At 67.2% G+C, this 20,849-nt stretch carries 15 protein-coding genes; all 15 read right to left on the bottom strand.

Annotated features, from left to right (window positions below):
- Nucleotides 1–137: 137 nt before the first annotated feature.
- Complete coding sequence (locus VGK20_18495) at nt 138–1,595, bottom strand: amidase (GenBank protein HEY2776037.1); 1,458 nt, start codon at nt 1,593–1,595, stop codon at nt 138–140.
- Nucleotides 1,596–1,697: 102 nt separating this feature from the next.
- Complete coding sequence (locus VGK20_18490) at nt 1,698–2,555, bottom strand: LLM class F420-dependent oxidoreductase (GenBank protein ID HEY2776036.1); 858 nt, start codon at nt 2,553–2,555, stop codon at nt 1,698–1,700.
- Between the two features lie 19 nt (nt 2,556–2,574).
- On the bottom strand, nt 2,575–3,321 hold the full coding sequence (locus tag VGK20_18485; protein HEY2776035.1) for a VOC family protein: 747 nt from the start codon (nt 3,319–3,321) through the stop codon (nt 2,575–2,577).
- A 38-nt stretch (nt 3,322–3,359) separates the two neighbouring features.
- Nucleotides 3,360–4,145 (bottom strand): enoyl-CoA hydratase-related protein, encoded by a 786-nt coding sequence (locus VGK20_18480; protein ID HEY2776034.1) that lies wholly within the window; start codon nt 4,143–4,145, stop codon nt 3,360–3,362.
- Nucleotides 4,146–4,154: 9 nt separating this feature from the next.
- Nucleotides 4,155–6,476: a vanadium-dependent haloperoxidase gene (locus VGK20_18475; protein HEY2776033.1), complete on the bottom strand. Its 2,322-nt coding sequence runs from the start codon at nt 6,474–6,476 to the stop codon at nt 4,155–4,157.
- A 121-nt stretch (nt 6,477–6,597) separates the two neighbouring features.
- A complete protein-coding gene (locus VGK20_18470; protein HEY2776032.1) occupies nt 6,598–7,329 on the bottom strand; it encodes a queuosine precursor transporter in 732 nt (243 codons plus the stop codon).
- Entirely contained in the window at nt 7,322–7,645 is a 324-nt protein-coding gene (locus VGK20_18465) for a hypothetical protein (protein ID HEY2776031.1), read from the bottom strand. The genes VGK20_18470 and VGK20_18465 overlap by 8 nt, the downstream gene beginning before the upstream one ends.
- Nucleotides 7,642–9,027: an acetyl-CoA carboxylase biotin carboxylase subunit gene (locus VGK20_18460; GenBank protein HEY2776030.1), complete on the bottom strand. Its 1,386-nt coding sequence runs from the start codon at nt 9,025–9,027 to the stop codon at nt 7,642–7,644. The genes VGK20_18465 and VGK20_18460 overlap by 4 nt, the downstream gene beginning before the upstream one ends.
- A gap of 171 nt (nt 9,028–9,198) precedes the next feature.
- Nucleotides 9,199–11,484, bottom strand: a complete 2,286-nt coding sequence (locus tag VGK20_18455) for a YfhO family protein (protein HEY2776029.1) — start codon at nt 11,482–11,484, stop codon at nt 9,199–9,201.
- Nucleotides 11,485–11,510: 26 nt separating this feature from the next.
- Nucleotides 11,511–12,464: a decaprenyl-phosphate phosphoribosyltransferase gene (locus tag VGK20_18450; GenBank protein HEY2776028.1), complete on the bottom strand. Its 954-nt coding sequence runs from the start codon at nt 12,462–12,464 to the stop codon at nt 11,511–11,513.
- A 52-nt stretch (nt 12,465–12,516) separates the two neighbouring features.
- Entirely contained in the window at nt 12,517–13,551 is a 1,035-nt protein-coding gene (locus VGK20_18445) for an NAD-dependent epimerase/dehydratase family protein (GenBank protein ID HEY2776027.1), read from the bottom strand.
- 2 nt (nt 13,552–13,553) lie between these two features.
- Nucleotides 13,554–16,127: a GMC family oxidoreductase N-terminal domain-containing protein gene (locus VGK20_18440; GenBank protein ID HEY2776026.1), complete on the bottom strand. Its 2,574-nt coding sequence runs from the start codon at nt 16,125–16,127 to the stop codon at nt 13,554–13,556.
- Entirely contained in the window at nt 16,088–16,474 is a 387-nt protein-coding gene (locus tag VGK20_18435) for a gluconate 2-dehydrogenase subunit 3 family protein (protein HEY2776025.1), read from the bottom strand. The genes VGK20_18440 and VGK20_18435 overlap by 40 nt, the downstream gene beginning before the upstream one ends.
- A 94-nt stretch (nt 16,475–16,568) precedes the next feature.
- Complete coding sequence (mdoH, locus tag VGK20_18430; protein HEY2776024.1) at nt 16,569–19,247, bottom strand: glucans biosynthesis glucosyltransferase MdoH; 2,679 nt, start codon at nt 19,245–19,247, stop codon at nt 16,569–16,571.
- A 7-nt stretch (nt 19,248–19,254) separates the two neighbouring features.
- Complete coding sequence (locus VGK20_18425; GenBank protein HEY2776023.1) at nt 19,255–20,847, bottom strand: glucan biosynthesis protein G; 1,593 nt, start codon at nt 20,845–20,847, stop codon at nt 19,255–19,257.
- Nucleotides 20,848–20,849 lie beyond the last annotated feature (2 nt).

The raw sequence follows: 20,849 nt of genomic DNA, 5'->3' as shown, positions 1-20,849 counted from the left end.
TGCGTCCCTCACGAGTGACCAGCGCGGTCGGCGGATCCGCGCGCGCGTCGCCCAGGCCGGGCGCGGCCGACGCCATCGTGCGCACGCGGCCTCTGCGGTAGAGCCTGGTCTCGCCCGCGTCGTTCACGTCGATTTGCTCAGGCGGGAAGCGGCGGAGCCTTGAAACCGCCGGTCACGGCAGCCACGTGCCTTGCGAAGTCGATCGTCGTGCGGTCTTCGAGGTAAGGACCGACGATCTGCACGCCGACCGGCATTCCGTCGCGGGCCAGTCCGACCGGCGCCACCGTCGCCGGCAGCAGCGCGCAGGTGGCCGGTGAAATCCACGAGAGCAGGTCGAAGTACGGCCTGGTCGCCTCGCCGACGCGGATCGTGCGCGACGGCATGTCCGAATGATCGTGGGCAACTGCCGTCACCGGCGTCACGCAGGTCAGCAGCACGTCGTAGCGCGTGAAGAAGTCGGCGAATGCCGCGCGAATGTGCTGGCGCGCCTCGTTGGCTGCCAGCCAGTCGCGGGTCAGGCCGGTGCCGTGACGAGCCATCAGGATCGACGGGTCACGCGTGTCCTCGGGCGCCGCCTGGCTGAGCGCCTTCATCATCTCGAACTGGTCGCGAGGAAGTCCGGCGAGCATCACCGGTGCGAGAAGGCGCAAATACGTGTGGAAAACATCGGCGAGTCGGAACGCGGGCCGCGCGCCCTCGTCGACCGATGCTCCCGCCGAGCGCAGTGCCTGCACCGCGCCGGCCAGCACCGTGCGGACGCCTGGATCGACAGGGAAAGCGTCGTCGTCGAGCCACGCAGCGACGCGATAGTCGGAAAGCTTCTCGCGCCGCGGCGGAGGAAGGTCCAGGCGCCAGCCGCGGGCGCGGTCGGGAAGAGGGCCTGCCTGGATGCCGAGAACAAGCTCGAGATCGTCGGCGCTGCGCGCGATGGGCCCGACTACCGCAAGATCCCATTCGGTGAGCGAGCCCGGGGGCCCCGGAATGTGGCCGCGCTGGGGAATGATGTCATGAGTAGGCTTGTGACCGAAGACTCCGCACCAGTTGCTCGGAGTGCGGATCGATCCGCCGATGTCGCTGCCGATCTCGAACGACGTGAAGCCTGCCGCCGTCGCAGTCGCGCTTCCGCCGGAAGATCCGCCGCAGGTGCGCTCCAGGTTCCACGGGTTGTTCGTCGTGCCGAACAGCGAATTGTATGTCTGGACGTCGGCAGCGAGCGTGGGAAGATTCGTCTTTCCGAAGACGATCGCGCCGGCCGCGACCGCGCGCGCGACGCACACGGCGTCGGCAGCCGGAACGTGCGCCGACAGGTCGGGGAACCCCGACGTCGTCAGCAGCCCGGCCGTTTCCAGCGAATCCTTGACGGTGATCGGAAGGCCGTGCAGCGGGCCGCGGATGTCGCCGCGCGCCAGCTCCTCGTCGGCCTCCTTCGCGCTGCGACGCGCGCGCTCGAGGTCCAGCGTGACGACCGAGTTCAGCGGCCCGTCCAGTCGCGAGATCCGATTGGCGAAAAAGTCGAGAAGCTCGAGCGAGCTGATCTCGCGGCGGCGAAGCGCTTCGGCAAGAGCCGTGGCAGACGACGTGGCGATGTCGATCATGGCGCGTTCATAGCGCTGCGGCCGCCGTGCTGCAATGCGCAGCACGCCGGTGCAGCCGCGACCGACTTCCGCGCGGATTCCGTGGCGGATCCCGCGGCGGATTCAGCGAAGGAATTTCGACGCGAAAGCGTCCAGGCCCTTCGAGATCGCGTCCTTGTCGTAGCCGGGAGGCGGCATCAGCATGCGTGAGAATCCCATGTCGCGGTAGCGGGCAATCACGTCGTGGTCGGGCGACATCAGGCCGCCGGTGAGCTCGATCGAGTCGGCGTCGCGACCCACCTTGGCGCATTCGTCGCGCATGATGCCGATCAGCTCCTGCATGCGCTCGGCATTGCCGCGGCCCGGGAAGAACCCGGTGCCGTAACGTGCGGCACGCCTTGCCGCAAGGTCGGTGTGGCCGCCGATGACGATCGGGACGTTGGCTCCCTGCACCGGCTTCGGGTTCGACTCGACGTTGTTCCACGCGAAGAAGCTCCCGCGGAACGTGGACGGTCCCGGCAGCCACAGGCTGCGCATCGCCGCGACGCTCTCGCGAGTGCGCGCCGCGCGATCGTCGAAGCTGCTGCCGAGGGCCTCGAATTCCTCCTTGAGCCAGCCCACGCCGATGCCGAGGATTACGCGCCCTCCCGAGAGCACGTCCAGCGAGGCGACTTCCTTGGCGACGTAGGCCGGATGCCGCTGCGGGAGAATCAGTACTCCGGTACCGAGGCGGATCTTTTTCGTCAGCGCGGCCGCGTACGCGAGCGCAATGAAAGGATCGTGAATCGGCGCATTCTCGGGTCCCGGCATCTTGCCGCCGGGTGCGTACGGATACTTCGATTCGTAGTCGCGGGGGACGAAGACGTGCTCGACGGTCCAGATCGATTCGATGCCGGCGGCTTCCGCCGACGTCACCAGGTGCGCGAATACCTGCGGGTCCGCAAATGGTCCGGAGTTTGCAAACAGCATGCCGAATTTCATCGTCGCCTCCTTGTTGCCTCTACGATTGCCCGGTGACCATGCGTACGCCGGCGATCACGATCGCACCGTCCGCATCGATGGCGAGACCTCGCGCAGCAGCCTGTGTGCGGATCGCCTGCGCGTGCGAAGTTTCCAGCACGATGCTGTGGATTCCTTCGCCGCGTCCATCCGTGTCTTCGACGAAGCGCACGAAGCCGCCGTCGGGCAGCACGAAGGTTGCCGGTCGGCGCGGCGTGCCGAGCCCGAAAAGCTCCTGCCAGTGCGCGGCCAGCCTGTCGGGCTCCTCGCTCTGGATCTCGACGCCGGCAATGCCCGCAACGCGATCCGTGCGAACCTGCTCGCGCCAGCCGGGTCCCGCCCAGCGCCAGCTTTCGAAAGGCCTGGCCTCGTCCATCGAAACGATGGCGCCGCCGGTATCGCGAGGATGCAGGTGCGCCGTCTCGATGTCTTCGAGCGCGACTTCCCAGACCGTGCGCACGCCGCGCTCGCCGAGGCGGGCTTTCGCGCCGGCAAGGTCGCGGGTCTGGAAGATCACCATGTAGCCGCCGTCGCCGCGGCGCGCGAGGAAGCGTCCTGCCGACGTTCCTTCTTGCTTCGGGGAGACGACTTCGAGGAAATGCTCTCCGAGCGGGAAGACTCCGTTTCGAAGCCCGAACACACCGACGCCGGGATCGGCGAAAGGCTCTCCGAGGCCGAGCACTGCCCTGAGGTCGGCCAGGACCGGATCGAGGTCGCGCGCAACGAGCGCAATCTGTCGAATTCGCATCCGTGCCCTCCGGGTCGGACGAATCTGTGCAGCGCTCTTCAGCGCGCGCGGAACTTGGCCGGTCTCTTCTCGAAAAACGCACGCACGCCTTCGCGTGAGTCCTCGGTGCCGCCCATCGCGCAGATGCCGATCGCCTCCATTTCCATCTGGGTCTCGAGCCCGTTGTCGAACGTCTGCGCGAGCAGGCGCTTGGTTTCGCCGAAAGCCAGCGTCGGGCCGGCGGCCAGATCGCGCGCAATGCGGCGCGCGTGGGCGTCCAGGTCGGCGGCGGGAACCACTTCGTCGATGACACCCCACGCCAACGCGTCGGCTGCCGTGAGTACGCGGTTTCGCAGCATGAGGTCGCGCGCGCGGCCGAGCCCGATGCGACGCGGCAAGAACCACGTCGAGCTGCCGTCGGGCACCAGTCCGATGCGCGTGTAGGCCATCGTGAAGCGCGCGTTGTCGGAGGCGATGACGAGGTCGCAGGAACACGCCAGGCTCATGCCCGCACCGGCCGCAGTACCCGCGACGGCGGCAACCAGCGGCGCGTTCATGCGCGCGAAGCGGGAGACTGCCACATGCAGTCCCTGCGTGATGCGGCGAAGCAGCACGGGGAAGTCGTCGGCACCGCGAAAGCTCGCGACGTCGCCTCCTCCGCAGAAGATTGGTCCCTCTGCGCGCAGGAGCACGGCACGGATCGCGGCGTCCTCGCTGCATTGAAGAGAGACTTCGGCGAGCTCGCCGGCCAGCACGACGTCGATCGCGTTGGCGGCGTCGGGGCGGCACAGCGTGATTTCCGCCAGGCCGTCGGAAACATCGAAGCGCAGGCGCTGGTAGCTCATGGGCGCTTGCTAGCGGGAACGAGGCGGCGACGCGAGAGAAGCGGCGCTGGACCGCGTAGTGCCGGTCGCCGCGACTGTTCCGTCCCAGTACTGTTCGGCCAGCGCCGCGGCGTCGCGGCCGATGTCGTAGCCTGCGATGCGGCCGGTGAAGTCGTCGGCGCGAATGTGGATACCTCCATAAATGCGCGAAAGACCGGCCTGGTCGGCGGCGTCCTGGTAGGTGGCCCACTGCAGCGTCACGTCGCCGGTCGGGCCGTACTCGAAGCCGAGGAAGCTGCCCGCCGCTGCGTGGAATTCGCCGAGGCCGCCCGGGAAGAACGCGCTTCCGGTCAGTTCGGTCATCGCTTCGGCCGCGGCGCGGCTGAAGACGCTGTGTCCCGAGAAGTAACCGGCGAAAGCCGGCGTCACGAAAGTGGCTTTCTGGTAGGGGAGCCAGTCGACGCCGCGAAGCCAGCCGACTCCGCTCGTCTGCGTCTTCGGATCCGCGGGGTTGCCGAGCCACGCCCGGATCGCGATCTCGCCGACGTGCGAAGCCAGATGCTCGTGTCGCTCGCCCGGCGCCGAGCTTTCGGCAGTGATCACCTCGACCAGGCCGTCCTCGAGCGGCATTCCGTTCGGGTTGTAGCTTGGGCCCGCCGGATCCGACGACTGGCCGAGGCTGCTCATGTAGCGGATCATCGAGATCGGTCGCGCCGAGTCGTAGCGGCCCTTGTTGCCCCACGCTGCGATCGCCGCGTCGTGCACTGCGCCGTTGACTGCAAGGTAGGTCTTGACGTCCCATTCGAGGTTGTCGACGACGGGACCGGTGCCGTGCAGCCGTTTGGCGAAGCGCGGCTGGTCGGCGACGAAGTTGGCGATGACGTTCCAGTGGCCGGGCGGAGTTTCGGAATTGGGACCGTCGGCCCAGAATTCGGCGAGCACCCGCGCGTAGTCGGCGCGCAGAACCAGTTGCGGCGCGTAGGGCTGTCCTGTTACCGGATTGAGCGGACGGCCGCTTCCGTCGTTGGTGCCGAGAGTGCTGTTGCCGAGGCTGCCGGGCGAGATGTCGACCATCACGCCGTCGGACGGATCCAGCTGCGAGCTCAGGCGCACGACTGTCAGGGCAGAATCCTTGAATTCGGCGTCGCTGGCCGTGCCGAGCCGCGGCGGAGGACCCGGATCGATGTCGCCTACAGCGAACGATTTCACCTCTGCCCAGTGAGGACAGATGAACGTCTGCACCGTGATCGGAAGCGGGATCCCGTTCTGCGTCACCGAGAACTTGAGCGAGAGCGGCTGCCAGCGGTTCGGGTCGGCCATCGTCGTTCCGCTGAGTGCAGGAAACAGCGGCGTGTTGACCGGAGCATAACCGGTATCGTCGGCGTAGTTGTTCGCTTCGTTGGCGCCATCGCCCATTCCATAGTCGATGACCGCTTGGCCGATGCGATTGCCGACTGCCGCCGGCGAGTCGCCGTCGGTGGAATGGAAGGTGCGGTCATAGCCGAGAGAGTCCATCGCCGCATCGAAGCCGGCCTGGCTCGTCGCGGCGTTGGGCGACGTCACGAAACGATGGCTGAGGATCCGGTAGGCGGCGTAGCTCATCGCTACGCTGCGCGCCGTGTAGACGTCGGGGTCGGCCGGAGGCTTTTCGGCGAACACGTACGGTGCGGCATTCGTCTCGTGATCGTAGGCCACCCACGCGTCCCACATCGCCACGGACAGGTGAAAAAGATTGCGCGCGTGGACCGTCGGCCTCGGGATGTCCAGGCGGATCGCCGCCAGCAGCTGTTCGTCCCAGAACCTCGCCATCGTCGGGCAGCGAAGCGCCGCCAGCGCATCGGCCGACACCGCAGCGCGAAGCACGGCGAGGGCGTCGGACGCGTGCACGGCCTGGAAGCCGCCGCCCGCTTTGCAGACGAGCGCTGGACAATCGGCGCGGGTTCCCACGGCGGCCTGCAGAACGAACAGCGCATCGCCGGCCCTCACCTCACCGTCGCCGGAAGGATCACCGCAGCGGCGCAGCGGCAGGATCGAAGGCGGCACCGCCAGCGTGGTGGTCGTCGTGGCCGCTGCCTGCGTCGTCGTCGTTTCGGCGGCCAGGGTCGTCGTCGTTTCCGCTGGCTGCGTGGTGGTGGGCGACAAGGTGGTGGTCGTCGGAGCGTCCAGGACCGTCGTCGTCGTGATGGCGGTGGTCGTCGTGGTTACGTCCGAAGCGGCGTTGGCTGTCCACGTGGCGAGGACGACCAGGCAGACGACGCTGCGGCGGGCAACGTATGCCGACGACTTCGCGATGCGCCCGCGCAGCGCTCGCGCCTGATCTGCTCGCCCCGTGCCCCACCCGGGTAAAATCATCGCACTTACGTATCGCGCCCGGCGCCCGGAGTCATTGTGGTTTTTACCGGGGCGCTGGCAACAGCCCCGGCCGCGAGCTTCGCGCCGGGAAGGAGCATCACGAGCGGAATTCGCCGCGCGCTCAATCCTGCAGCGAAAACGGAGTGAAATCGGTCTGGCGGTCGTACCAGTCCTCGTTCTCGGCGTGCTTGAGGAAGCGGACGATCGCATAGGTGAGCGGCGTGTTGAGGATTTCCCAGACGACCTTCAGCGCGTAGTTGAAAAGGACCACCTGCAGCACCGTCTGCGCGGACCACAGGCCCGCGAACGCGAGAGGATAGAAGATCGCGCTGTCGACGGCCTGGCCGCACACGGTCGATCCGACGGTGCGGGTCCACAGGTAGCGCCCCTCGGTCCACAGCTTCATCTTGGCCATCACGTAGGAATTGACGAAGTCGCCGGCCCAGAACGCGACGAGGGATCCGGCAACGATGCGCCAGGTGTTGCCGAAGACCACGTGCAGCGCCGGATCGATGATCCTGTTGTACGGCTCGTACGGATCGGGCGGCATCGCGAGCACGACCTGGCTCATGATCGTCGCGAAGATCATCGCGGCGAAGCCGGCCCAGATCACTTTGCGGGTGCGCGCGTAGCCGTAGACCTCGGTCAGGATGTCGCCGAAGATGTAGCTGAACGGAAAGAAGAGGTTTCCCGCGCCGAAGTTCAGGCCGAACATATGGCACGACTTGCCGGGCCCGATCAGGTTCGAGCACAGCAGTATCGTGACGAAGGCCGCCATCACGAGGTCGTAGTACTTGTAGTGCCTCGGGTTGGTGGCTGGGTCGGGGGGAATGCTGGTGGCGAAATCAGGCATTGCGGCGACTCGAAAGCCGCTTGCGCCATTGCACCAGCACGCCGAACGACAGGATCTGCACGGTCACGACGCAGGCCGGAAGCGCAAGGAACTGCGACAGGCCGCACTGGGCATTGCTGCCGCAGTACCAATGCTGAAGGGCCATGCCCGACCCGGTCCCCACGGCTGCAGCGACGAGCATCGTGATGATCCACGCGAGCGGGCCGACGTCGGCAGGCCGCGCGGCGTCCCTGACGTCGAGCAGGGACTTCAGGCAGACGAGCGCGCCTGCGAGCGCCGCTGCCGCCGTCCATGCCCAGACGCTCGTCCAGCTCACGACTCGACCGCGACTTCCCTGCTCACTGCCGTCTCGAGAATCTCGGGGAGATGATCGCCGAGGAACCCCGTCGACACGTTGTTCGTGACGTAGTCGGGGTGGGACAGCAGCGAGATCAGGAAAGGGATATTGGTGGTGACACCGTCGACGCGGTACTCGGCAAGCGCGGCGAGCATGCGGCGCCGCGCCGATTCGCGGTCGCCGGCCCACACCGAAAGCTTGCTGATCATCGAGTCGTAGTAGATCGGGATCTGCCAGCCGGTTCGCACTCCCGAGTCGACGCGGATGCCGAGCCCGCGAGGCTCGACGAGCAGTTCGATCTTGCCGGGCGCGGGGCGGAATCCTTGCGCGGGATCTTCGGCGTATATGCGCGCTTCGATCGCGTGGCCGCGCGGGACGACGTCTTCCTGGCGGATCCACAGCGGCTCCCCGGCCGCGATGCGGATCTGGGCCTGCACGAGGTCGACGCCGTACACCCATTCGGTCACCGGGTGCTCGACCTGGATGCGCGTGTTCATCTCGAGGAAGTAGATGCCCCGGTGCTTGTCGACGAGGAACTCGACGGTACCGGCATTGACGTACGCGACGCAGCGCGCGGCGGCCGTCGCAGCGGCGGCCAGGCGCGCCCTCAGCGCGGCATCGACGCTGGCCGACGGCGCTTCCTCGACGACTTTCTGGTGGCGGCGCTGCAGCGAGCATTCGCGCTCGCCGAAGTGGACGATGTTGCCGTAGCGGTCGGCGAGGATCTGCATCTCGATGTGGCGCGGATACTCGACGTAGCGCTCGATGAATACGCGGCCGTCGCCGAATGCGGAGGCCGCCTCGCGCTGGGCACTCTCGAGCGCCTCGGCGAGCTCGCCGATCGCGCGCACGATGCGCATCCCGCGCCCGCCGCCTCCGGCCGCCGCCTTGACGAGAAGGGGAAACCCGATGCGCGTGGCCTGGGCTTCCAGCTCCTTGACGTCATCGGGAGGAGCTTCGATGGCCGGAGTAACCGGCACGCCGACCGTGCGAACGAGCGCGCGCGCCTCGGTCTTGTCGCCCATCGCGGCGATGGCCGACGGCGACGGCCCGATCAGCACCATGCCGGCGTCCTCGATCGCCCGCGCGAAATGCGCATTCTCGGACAGGAAGCCGTAGCCGGGATGGATCGCGTCCACTCCGGCCGACAGCGCGGCCTGGATCACATTGCCGATCGAAAGATAGCTCTCGCGGCTCGGCGACTTGCCGACATGCACGGCTTCGTCGCAGGCGTGGACATGGGGAGCGTCGGCGTCGGCGTCCGAGTAGATCGCGACCGAGCGCACGCCGAGCTCCCGGCACGCCTTGGCCACGCGAATGGCGATCTCGCCACGGTTGGCGATCAGGACCTTGTGAAACATTCCGTTCTCCCGGTGAAGGTGGCGCGCGGTCAATCTGTCTCGCCCGCATTGGCGGGCGGACAACCCGGAGCCGGCTCCCATTGGCGCACCCGTACCCGCCGGCGCGCAGATCGAAGCCGGCCGATGTAATCCCAATTCGGCGGCCAATGCACGCGCACGGCTGCTTCCGTTTCAGCCTGCTGCGATCGCCTCGGGGCGGGGCTGCGCGCGCGCTGCCGATTTGCGACGGCGCCGCGCGACCAGCAGCGCGACGGCCAGTCCGGCAGCTGCGACGGTGGAAACGACGGCGCCGATGATGAGGCTCCACGGGCGGTAGCGCATGACGACGACCGAGGCACCCGTGGGAACATGGACGGCACGAAAGGCGTAGTTGGCCCGCAAAATCGGTGCCGGAGCGCCGTTGACCGTCGCAGTCCATCCCGGGTAGAGCTGGTCGGAAACGAACAGGAACCCCTCGCCGATCGAGTCGACGTCCACTGTCAATTCCTCGGAACGATCCGACACGATGCGCGCAATGCCTTCGGCGGGCGGCGTCTCGCCGACGAAACCATCGGCCGGTGCTTCGGACACCAGCGCCGCGGCCGTCGGATCGAAGCTCGAATCGTTCAGTCGCTGGATCGTCTCGATGCCGTCGGGCGCGATTTCGAGAGTCGGCACGAAGAACGCCCGCGCAAGGGCCTGGGGATTCTCGTACAGGATCAGTCCCTCGCTGCGGCCGATCTCGACCAGGCCATTCATGTTGAGCGGATGCTCCGACTGCGGATCCCAGAGCACGTAGCGGGTCGCGAGCAGGTCGAACAGGTTTCGGGCACCCGGAAGCGCAACCCAGCCGAAGTAGAAATCGCCGATCGACGTCAGCTTCCTTTTCGCCGCGAGGTAATAAATGAGCTCGGCGTAACGCTGCGAGGTCTGCGGCTCGTAGTCGCTGATCGACGGCAGGTCAAAAATGGTCGCGGCCTTGTCGGCGTTGGAGTAGTCGAGGTGGACACCGACGCTGACGAAGCGATCCTGCGGCGTCATCCGCTCGCGCAGGGCCTCGTAAGTGGCGCTGCGGCGCGTGAGCTCGCTGGTGTCCGGGAGCAGGTGGAAGAACGGTTTGTGGGAGAGCGCAAGGTTGATGGTCGCCAGCACCAGCAGCAACGGTGCCGCCAAGGGGGCGCACCGGCCCGATCCAAGCGCGATCGCGACCACGGCGAGCGCACCGGTCGCCAACGCTGTCTCCGCGGTCGACAACGGAAGATCGTGAATCGCCAGGAATACGAGAACTCCGGCGACCGCCGCGAGTGCAATCGCCAGCCGCACGCGGCGGCTCTGGCCGGCCGATCCCGCGATGATGTCGATTCCGCACGCGACGGCGACCGAGAGTGCTGCCGTGCTCACCCAGAGGAATCGCATCGGGCCGCGAAAGGAGCCGGCCACCGGAAGGCTGAGGTATGCCTCGCGCAACACGGTGTCCCACGGCAGCATGGCGAACAGGACGGCAACAGCGAAATAGAACGTCGCCAGAGGTCGATGGCGTACGCGGCCGAGCACGCATGCCGCGAGCATGCATCCGACGATCGTGTACGGCGGGACGTACTCCACCACCGTGGTGCCCGCATCCAGGCGGAAGTTGGCCCAGGTCTCATTCAGGAACATCACGAACTCTGCGGCCGAAAGGTGCCTGGCGCGAATCGACATCGCGGCGAATTCGCCGGCCGGCAGCAGGTACACCGCCGCAAGAAGCGCTGGCAGGGACATCGCGACCAGCGACCACCCGAGCACCTTCCAGCGCATATCGGCGGGCAGCGTCACCAGCGCGAGCAGCAGCCGCAGGCCGAGGATTTCGTACGTGAACAGCACGATCTGGGGATAACCGCCAAGGGCCTGGATGGTGATCAGGATCGCGAGCAGTGCGGCGCGCTGAATCGTCGGTCGTTCGATCAGGTACTCCAGCGCGGCCCAGGCCGCGGGCATCAGGGCGTAAGGGCCCATGACTGCAGTCGGTACCCAAAGCCCATTGCTCACGGTCGTCCCGCACAACTGGAACGTCAGTCCGCCTGCGATCGCGGCAACCGTGCTGGCTCCGCTCATGCGGCATAGCGCGTAGGCGCCGACGCCGGCGGTGGCGAACTGCAACGTGACGATCAGGAACAGCATGGCGCCGCGGTCTGCGCCGAGGAGCATGAGCCAGCTCAGCGGGTAGAACGGGCCGAGGAGGGAGACCGGCAGAAACGGCTGGCCGCAGTTCTGGTCGCTGATCCAGAGCGCGCCGAAGCCGCGTGCCAGCGCCCTCGAAAGGTACATCTGGTTCGGCATCGTCGCGTTGTAGATGTCGTACGAAGCGCCGACCGGAGAGTTCGACGCCTGCGGCAGGACGACGAGCAGCAGATACAGCACGCCCGCCAGCACGAAGGCGCAGACAGCCGCAAGATTTCCGCGACGCGCGCAGTGCACGGAGAACGGCATGGACAGCATGGGAACGTGACTTGCGGGCTCGTCGATCACGGCGGCGGCAGCGGTTCCCCGCGCCAGCCCGGACCGAGGATCATTCCTGCGACCAGCGCCCACAGCACCACGGTCGCGATCAAGTGCGGATCGGTCAGCAGGGCCCGGGTCGGATCGCCGCCTTTGCGGTGATGCACCAGCCAGTCGAAGCGGAACATTCCGTACATCACGAACGGGACGGTATAGACGAGATTGGCCGTGCCGTGACGGGCGATGGTGTCGGGCCACATCGTGAACAGGATGTAGCAGACGATCGTCACGGCGCTGACGATGACCATCAGCTGGTCGAGGAAACGCAGTCCGTAGTCGTCGAGCACCGGGCGGCGGTAGTCGGCGCGGTCCTGCATGAGGACCAGCTCCTGGCGCCGCTTGCCGAAACCGAGGTACAGCGCGAGCATGAACGCGCACAGCACGATCCACTGCGACGGCGCGATGTCGATGACGACGCAGCCGGCAACGACGCGAAGCACGAATCCGACCGCGATCACCATCACGTCGACGATGACGACGTGCTTCAGCCACAGGCTGTACGAGACGTTGAGAACCACGTACGCCGCGATGAGCTCGAAGATCCTCGGGTCGAGCCGCAGCGCCAGGCCGAGCGACACGGCAAGAAGCGCGACCTGCACGACGCGCGCGACCGGCAGCGGCACGACGCCGGCGGCGATCGGACGATTGCGCTTGGTCGGATGGCGACGATCCGAATCCAGGTCCGTGATGTCGTTCTGAATGTAGACGGCGCTGCCTGCCGCCGAGAACAGCGCGAAGGCGGAGGCTGCGGCCATGATGCTCGACGGATCGAGGAAGCGGCCGCTGAAGAGCACGCCGGCGAACGTGAACCCGTTCTTCAGCCAGTGGTCCACGCGCAGGAGCCGGAACACCGTGACGGCGAGTGATCCGTTGCGTGCCGGTACGCGCGCACTACCGTCGTCGGGCACCGCTGCCTCCACGCGCCCTCCCTCCTCCGATCGCTCGAATGGCTGCTTCGTCAGCACCGGTTCCTCACAGTCCGCGCTTGATGACGCCGAGCACGCCCTGGCGAAGCGCCGAGCGATGCGCGGAGCGGCCGGTTGCCGCCAGCACCTGGCGCTTGTGCGCGCGGTACCATTCGTACGACTCGATGATCATCTCCGAGTTGGACCAGCGCGGCTCCCAGCCGAGCTCGCTCCTTGCGCGACGGATGTCGAAGTACAGACTCTCCCCGTACATCAGCCAGTGGTAGGGCCCGAGCGGCGACAGCCCGAGCGTGCCGGTGATCTTCATTGCCAGCTTCGCAAGCCCCATCGGAAGCGAGATGACGCGGCTGCCGGTATTCGCGTGACGGCACAGTGTCTCGAGCGTCTCGCGCATGGTTCCGAAACGCGCGGCACCGCAGTGGTAGATGCCGAAACCGCTGCGGGCGCCGACGAGGATGCACGCGTCGGCCAGGTCGTCGGCGTGCACGAACTGGTAGACGTTGTCGCCGCGGCCGAGGACCGGCACCTTGCGACCTTCTTCTACCCAGTCGAACAGGATCTGGAAGATGCCGAGCCGCCCGTGGCCGAGGATCGTACGCGGACGCACGATTGCCGCATCCACCTTGCCGCTGCGGGCCGCGTCCGTGACCACGCGCTCGGCGTCGAGCTTGGCTCGTCCGTACGCCTCCAGCGGCCGCGGCTCGGTGTCTTCGTCCACCGGGTTTCGCTCCGGCCTTCCGAACACTGCGCTCGAGGAGGTGTGCACCACCCTGCGAACGCCCGTGTGCGCAGCGGCATCGACGAGATTCTGCGTGCCGCCGAGGTTCACCGAATCGAACAGGTGCCGGTCCTTGGCCAGCGGAACCTGGGCAACGTTGTGGTAGACGACGTCGATTCCTTCGCAAGCGTTTTTGACCGCTGCCAGGTCGCGGATGTCGCCCTGCAGGTACTCGACCGACGAAGGCCGGTCGTCGGCATCGAGCAGGTCGAAGATCCGCACGTCGTAGCCTTGCTGGCAAAGACGATCGCGAAGCAGCGTTCCGAAGTATCCCGAGCCGCCGGTGACGAGCGCGCGTGCCATCGTCAGATCACCTGCCCCTGGGCAAGGCACCAGCGGATCGAGCGGGTCATTCCTTCCCGCAGGGCGATCTTCGGTTCGTAGCCGAGCTCGCGGCGGGCGCGCTCGATCGTGCACGCGATGGTCGCGCCCATTTCTCCGAGCACGTGGATCTTCTGCTCGTACAGGCCCGCGCCCTGGATCCACGAGTCCACCGTCCTGGCGACCGCACCAACGATGGCCGGCAGCCGCGTGCGGCGGTGGGAACAGGCGATCCCGAACTCCTGTTCGAGCACCTGCTCTACTGTATCGACGATCTCATTCACGGTGTACGGACGCTCGTCGGCGATCCAGTAGGTCCTTCCGTTCGCCGACGGCGTTTGCGCGGCGAGCAGCAGGCCCTGGCAGGTGTTGTCGACGTAGGCCATGGAGCGCTGTTGCAGCCCGTCGCCCAGTATCGGGAAGCGACCCTGCTTGATCAAGGTGAAGAACAGCGTCTGGCGCGCGGGCTGGTTCGGACCGTAGAACCACGGAGGCCGGATGATCACCGTCTCCAGTCCGTGCCGCTCGTGGGCCTCGGCGACGAGAGCTTCCATCCTGGCCTTGGAGCGCCCGTAGCCGAGATAGGGATGGAGCGAGGATTCTTCGTCGAACCGGTGCGAGGGAGACGGATTGAGCCCGAGCGGCGAGTTCGACGAAACGGCAACGCAGCGGCGAATTCCGGCCGCCACCGCTGCCGCGAGCAGATTCTTCGTCCCGTTGACGTTGACCGTCTCGAAATCGGCCGTGCGGCGCGCCGGATGGATCAGCCCTGCGCTGTGCAAGAGCAGGGCTCCTTCGGCGTTGCGGCAGAACCCGGCAAGCGAGTCGCGGTCGGTAAGGTCTCCGACGACAACGTCGAGCTGGTCGCCGAGCGCGACGAGCGGCGCGACATCGGTGCCGCCCTGGACGAGGCAGCGGATGCGGCGATCGCGCAGCGGTTGCCGGAAGCGCGGATCGTCGGGCAGCCCTCGAACCAGTGCTTCCACCAGGCGTGTACCGAGCCAGCCTGGCGTGCCGGTGACGAGCACGTCCGCGTGCTCCGGCTCGTGCGCGCGTGCGCCGGAGCTTCGCGTCCTGCGGCTTTCGGCCAGGTGCTCACTGTTGCGCGCCGCGAGCGCCATCGTCGGGCCCTGCGGATTGACGCCCGGTGCGTCGGGCAGGACGCTCGCGTCGTGCACGTGCAGGTTCGAAAATCCGTGCACGCGACCGCGGGAGTCGACGACGCAGCGGTCCGGGTTCTCGCCGAAAGGACAGGTGCTGAAGGCATGCACCGTGGTAAGGCTCATCGCGGATACCGGCACGTCCATCTTCGCCAGTGCCCGCGCGTGATCGATGTCGTGAATCACCGGCTGTCCGATGATCGACGGGTAGACAGCGCGTGCGCCGCCCGCAAGCAGGCACTCGGCGAGAAGCCCGAGCCCGGTCAGCAGGTTTTTCCGGTCGGCGTCCGTGACGTCGTAACGGACGATGGCCCCGTCGGCCAGCCCCGGAATCGCGCGCACGGTGCCAAGCCCGGCTGCGCGGCTCTGCGCGTAAAACAAAGCCGCGTGGCGCCACTGCTCCATCACCGCGCTGCGCAGCCTCCACGAATCGGCCAGGTGCATCGCGAGGAACCCGGGCGTGAACACCGAGCCGCCGAGGGTGAGCGTGGGCCAGAACTCAGTGACCTGGTAGACCGGAATCGGAGACTCGTGCGCATCGATGACGTCATCGAACACGGCAGCGGCCTTGATCATCGGATGGATCGCGAGGCGGTCGCCGACGTTGCGTTTGATGCCGCTTCGCCGCAGCAGCACGGGCGTCTGGATCGGGCCGCAGCAAAGCACGACGAAATCGGGCAGGATCTCGAGCCTGGTGCGCCGCCCACCTGAGGTTCGCTCCGCTTCGACGGCCGTCACGCGGCCGCCTGCGTGACGCAGGCGCTGCGCGCGGCATCCGGAGAGCACTTCGGCGCCTGCCGCGCGGGCGCGCGGCAGGAACGTTCTCTGCATCGACTGCTTGGCACCTGGCGCGTGCGCGCGGGTGTCTTGGCCGCGATGACAGCGCGGCACCTCGACGTACTTCCAGCCGGCAGCCTCGATTCCGCGCCGGAACACCGCCGAGCTCGCAGGGATCTGTCCCGCTGGCAGCGTGGAGACGGACAGGGCGCTCTCGAGACGGTCGAAATACGGCTCGAGGTCTTTCTGTTCGAGGTCGAGCGCTCCGACATCGGACTTCCACCGCGAATAACACTGCGACGGCAGGCGGTGGAACAACGCGCTGTTGATCTCGGTCGAGCCGCCGACGCATCGGCCCTCGACGAACGCGATGGCGGGGTCGCCAAGGATCGGAGTCAGGCCGGCGTTGCGATACAGCGAGATCATCGCCTCCGGCGTGTGCGTGGCCATCGCCGACGTGTCGACGTCCGGCCCTTCCTCGAGGACGGTCACGGTGAAGCCGGCCTCGGCGAGAGTCGCCGCAGTCACCGCGCCGCCCGCTCCCGATCCGATCACGAGGGCCTGGGTTCGCAGCCGCTCGCTCATGCGCTCGTCGACGTGACGCGAGGATCGTCGAACCACGCGAGCAGCGTGCAGCTGCGGATGAGCTTGACGAACGAATGCGTCGCACCGATGCGACTCTCGTCCCACGCCGTGATCCACGCGTCTCGCCGGGGCGGGTCGAGGTCGCGAAAGCGACGACCCCAGCGCAGCAGCGGAAGCGCGTCGAAGCATGTCAGGCCGGCGCGGTACGGAAGGCGCAGGAACGTCGGCATCGCCGCGATCTGCTGCGCCACGAGCGTGGCAACGTCAGCCTCGACGACGTCGCGCGAGGCAGTGGCAGGAGGCGCCGTGCGCGCGAGAATCGCCCGGACGGCGGCCGCGATCACGTTGAGCTGGGCAAGTTGAGGTGGAGGCGTCGCAGGCACGGCGGCTGATAGCCTGCACGCCCGATACCGTCAATGGCCCTGCAGATTACCGAAAAACACGACTCGCCCCGGTTGTCGTACCGTGAAGATGCGGTCACCCGACGCCCCAGCGCCGCGTGATTTCATCGTCGTCGCAGCGCCACAGGCGCCAGTGGATCTCTTCGATCAGCTCGGGATCGTTCAGGATCATCCTGCGTCGCTTGACGTCCACCGATGCGGGCCCCGCGGTAACGACACCGTCCAACGCGCTGCGGCGCGCCTCGCGGATCTGCGAGCGGACTCTCCTCGGGCCGCCAAGCTGGCAGCGGTGCACTGCGTTCATCAGCGGATCGGCGACGGCCAGCGCAAAACCGTCGCGCCACGGCGCCGGCCGGCTTGCGGCATATTCGAACGCGCCGGCCATCTGCGAATCGAGCTCCTGCAGCTCGCGCGGCGGCTCGACTTCTTCCGGGATCACGAACAGGCCGAGGCGGCGGATGCGGTCGCCGAGATCGATCTTGCTGACGAACACCGAGACCGGAATCGAGAGGATCAGCGCGCCGACGACGGGCATCACCCACCAGAAATAATGAGGGCTGAGCCAGAACAGCAGCCCCGCCCACATGCACGCGAACACGGTGTCCCCGCCGTGGTGCGTGATCGCTTCCTTCCACGTCGTCTCGGCATCTTCGCGCGGCTGGGACTTCCAGCCGACGGTGCGCCCCATCAGGTTCGTGATGACGAAACGCGTGTGGAAGATCATCCGGATCGGCGCGAACAGGCTCGACAGCACGATTTCGATCGGCACGCTGACGACCAGGCGCAGCGCTCCGCCAAACGAGCGCGTCTGGCGCCGCAGGAACACGAGCACGATGCTGAGCACCTTGGGCAGGAACAGGATCACGCCGGTGACGGCCAGCAGCATCAGCGCCCAGTCCGGTCTCCACACCGGCCACTGCGGGAACAGCGTGCGGCCTTCGGGGAAGTAGTCCGGCTTGGTGAGCGCGAAATGGATCGCTTCGGCAGTCGACAGCAAAAGGAAGCTGAACCACAGCAGCGCCGACACGTACGAGAGCGCGCCGTTGAGGAACAAGGCGCGGTGGGCGCCGAACAGGCCTTCGGTGAACAGCAGGCGCACGTGCTGGAGGTTGCCCTGGCACCAGCGCCGGTCCCTCTTCATTTCCTCGAGCATCGACGATGGCGTCTCCTCGAGGCTGCCGGGAAGATCGTACGCGAGCCACAGCGACCAGCCGGCGCGGCCCATCAGGGCAGCTTCGACGAAATCGTGGCTGAGGATGTCGCCGCCGAGCGGAGGCTTGCCGGGAAGCGGCGGCAGTCCGCAGTGCTCCATGAACGGGGCGATGCGGATGACCGTGTTGTGGCCCCAGTACTGGCCGTCGCCGAGCTGCCAGTAATGCAGCCCCGCGGTGAACATCGGTCCGTAAAGACGACCGGCAAACTGCTGTACTCTTCCGAAGATCGAGCGCCGGTACACCGCCGTCGGCGCGGTCTGCACCATGCCGGCCGTCGGGTGCTTCTCCATGAGCTGCACCAGGCGCACCAGTGTCGGCCCGCTCATGATCGAATCGGCGTCGAGCATGATCATGTAGCGGTACTTGCGGCCCCAGCGGCGGCAGAAGTCGGCGACGTTGCCGCTCTTGCGCTTGAGCCGGATGCGGCGGCGCCGGTAGAAGATGCGGCCGAAGCCGCCCGTTTCGCGGCACCACCGCAGCCACGCTTCCTCTTCGCGGATCCCGGTGGCCGGATCGCCGCTGTCGCTGATCACGAAGAAATCGAAACGCTCGCCGCTGCCGGTGCGGTCCACCGATTGCTGGATCGCGCGAAGTCCGGCAAAGACGCGCTCGACGGGCTCCTCGCAGATCGGCATCACGATCGCGGTGCGCGCTCGAGCGTCGATCGGAGGATGAGAATCGCCGTCGGCGAGATACGTGATGCGAAACCGTTCTTCCTTGCGAGTGAGCGTGTAGAAACCGTAGAGCGCGGTCCAGAAACCGATCGAGATCCAGCCGAACAGCGCGCCGAAGAACAGTACGATCAGCAGCTCGAGCGCGTTGCCGCCTTTTTGCGGAAGCACGTCGAGCATGAACTCGCTCGCGATGATGCTCGGGATCAGCACGAGCGTCATCAGGAAGCGCCGGCGCCGGCTGGCGCGTCGCGTCCACGGCAGGTCGCTGCGGCGGCGGCGCGCGGGCTCACCGGGATTTGTCCCCTCGCCGGCGTGCCCGCTGCGTTCGTGCATCGCCTGTTCGTCGGCACTCAGGCGGTCGGTGCGGGGACGGAAGAAGTGACGCTGCAGCGCTGCTCGCGGCATCTGTCCCCGAAGGATCGGCGGCATCGAGACGACCGATGCCTTTTTCGCCGCTGCGCTCTCGCCGCCCGACGCGGCGACGTCGGCGCGCCACGCGGTGAAGTCGTCGACGCCGGGGCACGGCGCTTCGGCGTCGCGGGGCAGCTTTTCGACGACGAGCTCGCGCATCGAGCGCAGCGCTTCGGAATACGCGTCGGCACCTTCTTGCCAGTCTTCACGGGAGATCGCGCGCGCCACGGCCTCCGATGCCAGCGGCCGTGCTTCGCGCTCGGCCATGCCGAGCCTCAGCAGATAGTCGAGGCAGCGATGGTGCGCGCTTCGCCAGTCGTGGAGAAGCCTGGTGGAGGCTCCCGAGCCGACGGGCGGACGCGGCGGCGGCGACTCGGCCGCGTGGCCGTTCATCGCTGCTGCGCCTGCGCCGGATTCGCTCGTCGCCATTTCTTCCTCGGTGCGGGCGGCCACCATGGCCGCGTCATTGCACCAGTGAGTAGGACCAGGTCTCGGTCAGCGCACTACCTGCCTTGTCGAGGTAGGCGCGCAGCTCGAGGGGGCCCTTGCTCTCGGGCTCCACTTCGAAGCCGAGTCGCCAGCCTCCAGTCGGCATCTTGATCACGTATTGGGCGACGATGCGCGCCTTTTCGTCTCCGCCGGCGACGCTGACGACGGCGCGCAGCACGTCGTCTGCGGGAATCTTCTCGAGCTGTCTACCCTCGAAGTCGACGACGAAGCGGTAGGTTCCGGCATTGGTCCCCCGCTCGCGGCGCGTGGCGGTGGCACGGCCCGCCGGGGGGCGCGTCGGATCCTCGCCGTACGCGTTCATGCGAAACGCGAAGGTCACAGGCTCGGCAAGGGGGGGAAGCTTGTCGGGAACCCAGTAGACGTTGATGTTGTCGTGGATGTCCTTGTCGGTCGGGATCTCCACCAGCTCGACGCGCCCGGGACCCCAGGGACCCTTCGGAGTGATCCACGCGCTCGGCCGTTTTTCCGCCAGCGTCTCCAGGTCCTGGTAGTCGCGGAAGTCGCGGTCGCGCTGGAGCAGGCCGAAACCGCGCGGGTTGGTCATCTGGTAGCTGTGCACCTGGAGGGTCTCGGGATTGTCCAGCGGCCGCCACAGCCACTCGCCTGTGTCCGAAAACAGCAGCAGCCCGTCCGAGTCGTGGACCTCGGGCCTGTAGTTGTCGAAGCAGCGCGTGGTGTTCTCGCCGAACAGGAACATGCTCGTCAGGGCGCCGATCCCGAGCTTTGCGACTTCGCGACGACGGAAGAGCTTCGCTTCGACGTCGATGACGGTCTGGGTGCCGGGGTAAAGGACGAAGCGGTAGGCGCCTGCCATGCTGGGGCTGTCGAGCAGGGCCCAGATTTCCATGCTGGTTGCCCCTTTTGCGGGCCTGACCAGCCAGAACTCCTTGAACCACGGGAACTCTTCGCCTGACGGCGCCGCGGTATCGATCGCGAGCCCGCGCGCCGACAGGCCGAAGCCCTGGTCCTTGCCGATGGCGCGAAAGTACGTGGCTCCGAGAAAGACGATGACCTCGTCCTTGTAGGCCGGCGACTTGATCGGATAGTGCACCCGGAATCCGGCGAACCCGAGGTCCTGGGGAACGCGGCTGGCGATGTCGTTCTTGCCGTAGTCGAAAAGGCTCGGCGAGAACGGGATCACGTGCGCGCCCGTCGCATCGACCTCGCTGATCGTGACGATGCGATCGTAATAGAGGCCGGGGTGGAAGAACTGCACCTCGAACGGAAGCTCGCGGTCGCGCCACAGCGCGTGCTCGGAGCGGAATCGGATGTCGCGCCACTGGTCGTAGCTGAGCTTTGCGAGCCAGTCCGGAACCGTGGCCACCGGCTCCTGGAACGGCTGCGTGGCCAGTGCCTTCGCCTTGGCCGACACGTCGTCGAAGTCGAAGGCGGCGGCGCGGCCGGCAGCAAGCGTCAGCGCGGCCAGCGTCGCCGCGACGATCGCCAGCCGCACCATCGTGGACCCCGGCTGGCGGATCGGGATGTGCACGTGCCGCGACCGCAGGCAGTCCTGGCCATCGCGCCCGCCCGATCGTGATCGCGACATTG

The organism is Candidatus Binatia bacterium (assembly GCA_036493895.1).
In the GTDB taxonomy this organism is placed as follows: Bacteria; Desulfobacterota; Binatia; order UBA1149; family CAITLU01; genus DATNBU01.
Note: the sequence above shows the minus strand (reverse complement) of the source record. Positions and strands in the feature narration are given on the sequence as shown.